This window comes from Kitasatospora sp. NPDC059571 (assembly GCF_042735675.1).
Taxonomy (GTDB): Bacteria; Actinomycetota; Actinomycetes; order Streptomycetales; family Streptomycetaceae; genus Kitasatospora.
In genome coordinates, this window is sequence record NZ_JBHWBW010000427.1 from 5362 (window position 1) to 6929 (window position 1568).

The window sequence follows — 1568 nt, forward strand, 5'->3', positions numbered from 1 at the left end:
TCGCCGGCGGGGTTTGGGGGGGGCCACAAGCGATGGGGCACCTCTGGGGGTACGGGGGGGGGCCGCGGGGGGGGGGGGGCCCCGGGCACCGGGGACGTGCGGCTCAGGCCAGGTCGCGGCGGGCGGCGATCTTCGAGGACATGCCGAAGATCTCGATGAAGCCCTTGGACATCGACTGGTCGAAGGTGTCGCCGGTGTCGTAGGTGGCGAGGTTGAAGTCGTACAGCGACTGGTCGGACTTGCGGCCGTTGACCACCGCGCGGCCGCCGTGCAGCACCATCCGGATGTCGCCGGAGACGCTCTGGTTGGCCTCGTTGACGAAGCCGTCCAGGGCGCGCTTGAGCGGCGAGAACCAGAGGCCGTCGTAGACCAGCTCGGCCCAGCGCTGCTCGACCTGCCGCTTGTAGCGGGCCAGTTCGCGCTCGACGGTGACGTTCTCCAGGGCCTGGTGGGCGGTGATCAGGGCGATCGCGCCGGGGGCCTCGTAGATCTCGCGGGACTTGATGCCGACCAGGCGGTCCTCGACCATGTCGAGGCGGCCGATGCCCTGGGCGCCGGCCCGATTGTTCAGCTCCTCGATGGCCTGCAGGACGGTGACCTTGCGGCCGTCGATCGCGACCGGCACGCCGGCCTCGAAGGTGATGACGACCTCGTCGGCCTCGCGCGCGGTGGCCGGGTTCTGGGTGTACTCGTAGACGTCCTCGATCGGCGCGTTCCAGATGTCCTCGAGGAAGCCCGTCTCGACGGCGCGGCCGAAGACGTTCTGGTCGATCGAGTACGGCGACTTCTTGGTGGTCGCGATCGGCAGGCCCTTGGCCTCGGCGAAGGCGATCGCCTTGTCGCGGGTCATCGCGTAGTCGCGCACCGGGGCGATGCACTTCAGGCTCGGCGCCAGCGAGTTGATGCCGACCTCGAAGCGGACCTGGTCGTTGCCCTTGCCGGTGCAGCCGTGCGCGACGGTGGTGGCGCCGTGCTTCTGCGCGGCGGCGACCAGGTGCTTGACGATCACCGGCCGGGAGAGCGCGGAGACCAGCGGGTACTGGCCCTGGTAGAGGGCGTTGGCCTTGAGCGCCGGCAGGCAGTACTCGTCGGCGAACTCGGTGCGGGCGTCCGCGACCTCCGCCTCGACGGCGCCGCAGTCCAGCGCGCGCTGGCGGATGACGTCCAGGTCCTCGCCGCCCTGGCCGACGTCGACCGCGACGGCGATGACCTCGGCGCCGGTCTCCTCGGCGATCCAGCCGATGCAGACGGACGTGTCAAGACCGCCCGAGTAGGCGAGTACGACGCGCTCGGTCACGGCTTTCTCCTTCACAAACGTGCGAACAGGGCAGTGCGTGCGGTATGCGGGTCCCATACGGCGTTAGGCATAAGTATGCACTACCGCGTATGGAATTCACAACAGGGGTGGCCGTCGGCCGTGCGGGCACCGGCCGCCCGGCGCCCGGGCCCGTCGCGGCCACCCTACGACCGGGCCGCTCCCCCGCCCGGGTGCCCCGCCCGGGAGGTGCGCGGGGAGCCGGACGCTGGCCGCCCCGGCGGCCGGGCGGGCGGTGCGCGGCGGGCGCCGG

1 protein-coding gene is annotated in these 1568 nt (G+C 71.5%); it reads right to left on the reverse strand.

Features of this window, described 5'->3' with window-relative positions:
• Positions 1-103: 103 nt before the first annotated feature.
• A complete protein-coding gene (locus ACFV0G_RS31880; protein WP_380555535.1) occupies positions 104-1297 on the reverse strand; it encodes an argininosuccinate synthase in 1194 nt (397 codons plus the stop codon).
• Positions 1298-1568 lie beyond the last annotated feature (271 nt).